Source organism: Streptomyces calidiresistens (assembly GCF_014141525.1).
Classification (GTDB): domain Bacteria; phylum Actinomycetota; class Actinomycetes; order Streptomycetales; family Streptomycetaceae; genus Streptomyces; species Streptomyces calidiresistens.
Window position 1 is genome coordinate 1 of sequence record NZ_VKHS01000420.1, and the last position, 4,819, is coordinate 4,819.

Annotated in this window: 4 protein-coding genes; all 4 read left to right on the forward strand. The window is 73.3% G+C overall.

Annotated features, from left to right (window positions below; all coding sequences use genetic code 11):
- The first annotated feature begins 514 nt into the window (after nucleotides 1-514).
- The 4 genes from FOE67_RS16720 to cysS all read left to right on the forward strand — a co-directional run bounded on the left by FOE67_RS16720 (nucleotide 515) and on the right by cysS (nucleotide 4,709).
- Complete coding sequence (locus FOE67_RS16720) at nucleotides 515-997, forward strand: CarD family transcriptional regulator (RefSeq protein ID WP_182665093.1); 483 nt, start codon at nucleotides 515-517, stop codon at nucleotides 995-997.
- Nucleotides 998-1,864: 867 nt separating this feature from the next.
- Entirely contained in the window at nucleotides 1,865-2,662 is a 798-nt protein-coding gene (ispD, locus tag FOE67_RS16725) for a 2-C-methyl-D-erythritol 4-phosphate cytidylyltransferase (protein WP_182665095.1), read from the forward strand.
- On the forward strand, nucleotides 2,652-3,197 hold the full coding sequence (ispF, locus tag FOE67_RS16730; RefSeq protein WP_182665097.1) for a 2-C-methyl-D-erythritol 2,4-cyclodiphosphate synthase: 546 nt from the start codon (nucleotides 2,652-2,654) through the stop codon (nucleotides 3,195-3,197). The genes ispD and ispF overlap by 11 nt, the downstream gene beginning before the upstream one ends.
- Before the next feature lie 102 nt (nucleotides 3,198-3,299).
- Nucleotides 3,300-4,709 (forward strand): cysteine--tRNA ligase, encoded by a 1,410-nt coding sequence (gene cysS, locus FOE67_RS16735; RefSeq protein WP_182665099.1) that lies wholly within the window; start codon nucleotides 3,300-3,302, stop codon nucleotides 4,707-4,709.
- Nucleotides 4,710-4,819 lie beyond the last annotated feature (110 nt).

Below are 4,819 nucleotides of genomic sequence, written 5' to 3' on the forward strand. Positions count from 1 at the left end.
GGGGAGGGGGCGGGGGACGCGGATATCCGGCCCCTTGATCGTTTTCCGCGGGATCACCGGTGACTTCCCCGGGGCGGGTCGCGATCGAACCGTGATCACCCGCTTCCCGGGGCCCCGGGGCGGTTCCGGGGGGCTCGCATTCCCAATCCGGGATCGGGTTTCCGGAGCCGATGTCGGCAACTGCGGGTGCCCCCGGAATACCGCCGGAACCGGTTGGGGAAGTGTCGGGGAAGTCGACTCCCGGCTCTCCGGGAACCCCGCTGTTGTGATTCTCCCAACCATGACAAAACGGACATGATTTCGCCGTGGAGCGCTCTCCGGGGCGAGTTCGTCGCGGCATTCCGTCGGTCGTCACCACCCCTCCGACCTGCGCATACCTCCCGCCGGGGGAGGTGCGATGCATGTCACCGGCAGCCTTGTCAAGCCCCGAGATATGGGCTGACCTGCGAAAACGCCATTCATGCGGGAGGGGATCCGTGTTACCCTGGATAGCCACGGAAGGGGTACCTGTCACATGACGTTCAAGGTTGGCGACACCGTGGTGTATCCCCATCACGGGGCCGCGCTGATCGAGGCCATCGAAACTCGCCAGATCAAAGGCGTGGACAAGACCTATTTGGTGCTGAAGGTCGCCCAGGGCGATCTCGAGGTGCGCGTCCCGGCGGAGAACGCCGAGCTGGTCGGGGTGCGCGACGTGGTGGGCCAGGACGGTTTGGACCGGGTCTTCGAGGTGCTGCGCGCGCCGTACGCCGAGGAGCCCACCAACTGGTCCCGGCGGTACAAGGCGAATCTGGAGAAGCTGGCGTCCGGCGACGTCATCAAGGTGGCGGAGGTCGTCCGCGACCTGTGGCGCCGCGAGCGCGAGCGCGGCCTCTCCGCCGGTGAGAAGCGGATGCTCGCCAAGGCCCGCCAGATCCTGGTGAGCGAGTTGGCTCTCGCGGAGAGCACGAACGAGGACAAGGCGGAGACGCTGCTCGACGAGGTTCTCGCCTCCTGAGCCCGCTCGGCACTCCGGCCCGCGGAAGGGGTCGCCGGAGAGTGGTCGGGGCGTCCGGTGCCATCACCGGAGCGGTCCGGGTCGTGTGACGTGTGCGAGGTCATGCGTCACCACGACACGTGACGCGTCGGTGTTCGCCGATCCCGTCGGTCGTGCTCGGTGCGTCCGATGCCCCACCCGCTCTCCGGCCCCACCGCCTCGGGGCGGGGTCCTCTCCTGTTCCGATGCGCCGGTGTGCCGCCGTGCGCCCAACGACGCCCATGCGTCGGCGGGTTCACGGGGACACGACTCGGCGGCGCCCTCCGGGATCCTTTCCCGTCGGGGCGTCGTCCGCATCCTTACCCATCGAGTCCTGCCCTGTCGACGGGAATTCACACTCCGACACATCCCGGGGGCCCGGCGATCGCCGGGAACCGGGGTGAACCGGTGGGAATCGACGGGCTCACCGGAACGCGGCACCGTCCGCTCCGGCATGCCCGGCTCCCCCCGCTCGGTCGGGCGACCTCGAACCACGGGGAACCACGGGGGCGGCGGTCGGCTGCCCCCGTTCACCGGACACGTGACCGCGCACGGGCACCGGCGTGCCCGCCACCGGTCGCCCGGTGGCTTCGGGCCCCGCACCGGGACCCTCCCGCGCCGGGACGGTCGCCGGGGCGACCCGCCCGCCGCGGGACATGCTCATGTGATGGTCGTGGCCGTACGTTCGTACGCCGTACCGTTCGTACGAAGAGCGGCGCGATCGGTGTCACGGAGGGTTCGGAAGGGGACCGATCGCGCGATCTCCCGGCACACCCGGGCCATACCCACCCCACCACCGACGACAAACCCGGCCCGCCGAACCCGGGCCGGAAACCTCCCCCGGAAGCGATGACACACACACCACCCACCGGGGCCGCCCGGTCCGCCCCCGGCCGCACCGCGGTCGTCATCCCCGCCGCCGGTCGCGGTGTCCGCCTGGGGCCCGGCGCCCCCAAGGCACTGCGCCCGCTGGGCGGCGTCCCCATGCTGGTGCACGCCGTCCGGGCGATGGCCCGCTCCACGAGCGTCGGGCCGATCGTCGTGGTGGCTCCCGCCGACGACGTGCCCGGCGTCCGCTCGCTGCTCGACGGTCACCCGCTGCCCGACCGGGTGACCCTGCGGGTGGTTCCCGGCGGCGACACCCGTCAGGAGTCGGTCCGCCTCGGTCTCGCCGCCGTCGGCGACCCCGACGTCGACGTGGTGCTGGTGCACGACGCGGCCCGCCCCCTGGTCCCCGTGGCCACCGTGGACGCGGTCGTCGCGGCGGTCCGCGCCGGCGCCCCCGCTGTCGTGCCCGCCCTCCCGGTCACCGACACCGTCAAGCAGGTGGCCCCCGCCGCCGGCCGCGGCCCGGAGGACCCCGAACCGGTCGTCGCCACCCCGGCGCGCGCCTCGCTGCGCGCCGTGCAGACCCCGCAGGGCTTCGACCGCGCGGTGCTGACCGCCGCCCACGACGCCGCGACGGACGGCGCGGGCGACCCCGGGGACCCGGCGGGCGCCACGGACTGCGCCGGCCTGGTGGAGCGCCGCGGCGTCCCGGTGGTGCTGGTGCGCGGCCACGAGGAGGCGTTCAAGGTGACCCGCCCCCTGGACCTGCTGCTCGCCGAGGCCGTCCTCGCCCGCAGGAGCGTGGCCGATGGCTGGTGAGCACTCCCCCTCCCCGGGGGCGTCCCCGCACGCCGGGGCCCCCGGCGGGTTCCCCGTCCCGCTGGTCGGGATCGGCACCGACGTGCACGCCTTCGAGGCCGGCCGGCCGCTGTGGTGCGCCGGCCTGCTGTGGCCGGACGCGGAGTTCGGCCTCGCCGGCCACTCCGACGGCGACGTGGCCGCCCACGCCGCCTGCGACGCCCTGTTCTCCGCCGCCGGCCTCGGCGACCTGGGCGCGCACTTCGGCACCTCCCGCCCGGAGTGGGCCGGCGCCTCCGGAACCCGCCTGCTGGGCGAGGCCGCCCGCATCGTGCGGGCGGAGGGCTTCGCCATCGGCAACATCGCCGTCCAGGTCATCGGCGTCCGGCCGAAGATCGGCACCCGTCGGGACGAGGCACAGCGGGTGCTCGGCGAGGCCGCCGGCGCCCGGGTCACCGTCTCCGGCACCACCACCGACGGTCTCGGCTTCACCGGACGGGGTGACGGCCTGGCGGCCGTGGCCACCGCGCTGCTGCTGCCGCCCGCCGACCGCTGAGCCCCGACCGACCCGCCGGCGCGCCCCGGCGGGTCGGCGGCGTCACGGCGGGTCCGCCGCGGGGATGTACGGGCCCCGCCCCCGGCCCACTACCCTGGTGCCGTGACTCTTCGCCTGTACGACACCGGAACCCGGCGGATCCGCGACTTCAGCCCGCTCGTCCCGGGTCACGTCTCGATCTACCTGTGCGGTGCCACCGTGCAGGCAGCCCCGCACATCGGCCACATCCGCTCCGGCCTCAACTTCGACCTGCTGCGCCGCTGGCTGCTGCACCGCGGGTACGAGGTCACCTTCGTGCGGAACGTGACCGACATCGACGACAAGATCATCACCAAGGAGGCCGAGGAGGGCCGTCCCTGGTGGGCCATCGGCTACGCCAACGAACGGGCCTTCGACGACGCCTACACGGCGCTCGGCTGCCTGCCGCCGACGTACGAACCGCGCGCCACCGGCCACGTGCCGGAGATGATCGACATGATGCGGGTGCTCATCGAGCGCGGCCATGCCTACGCGGCCGACGGCAACGTCTACTTCGCGGTGCGCTCCCACCCCGACTACCTGGCGCTCTCCAACCAGGACCTCGACAGCCTGCTGCAGCCCTCCGGGGAGGGCGAGACCGGCAAGCGCGATCCGCGCGACTTCGCGCTGTGGAAGGCCGCCAGGCCCGGCGAGCCCGCCTGGGACACCCCCTGGGGCCGGGGCCGGCCCGGCTGGCACCTGGAGTGCTCGGCGATGGCCCACAAGTACCTCGGCCCCGCCTTCGACATCCACGGCGGCGGGGTGGACCTGGTCTTCCCGCACCACGAGAACGAGATCGCCCAGTCCCGCGCGTACGGCGACGACTTCGCCGCCTTCTGGCTGCACAACGCCTGGGTGACGATGAGCGGCGAGAAGATGAGCAAGTCGCTGGGCAACTCGGTGCTGGTCTCCGAGATGGTCCGCAGGCACCGCCCGATCGTGCTGCGCTACTACCTCGGCACGCCGCACTACCGCTCGACCATCGAGTACTCCGAGGCGTCGCTGGCGGAGGCCGAGACCGCCTTCGGCCGGATCGAGAACTTCCTGCACCGGGCGGTCGACCAGGCCGGGGCGGTGGAGCCGGCCGGGCCCAACTCCCTGCCGGACGACTTCGTCGCCGCGCTCGACGACGATCTCGGCGTGCCGCAGGCGGTGGCCGTGATCCACACCGTGGTCCGGCGCGGCAACACCGCCCTGGACGAGGGGGACAAGGAGTCGGTGGTCTCGCTCGCGGCGCAGACCCGGGCGATGCTCGGCGTCCTGGGGATGGACCCCCTGGACCCGATGTGGAGCGGGGCGGCCGGCGCGGGCGCGAACCGTGAGGAGAAGCTGACCGGGGCCCTGGACAACCTGATCGGTCTGCTGCTGGAACGCCGGCAGACGGCTCGGGAGAACCGGGACTGGGCCGAGGCCGACGCCATCCGCGACCGCCTGCGCGAGGCGGGTGTGGTGATCGAGGACACCCCGGCCGGGGCCCGCTGGGAACTGGCCTGAGAACCCCGGGCCGGCCCCGTCCCGTCCACCGGGGCGGGGATCCGGTCCGTGCCCGGGGGAGAGCCGCCCGGGCCGCGTACCCCCTTTCTCTTATCCACATCCGACGCTAC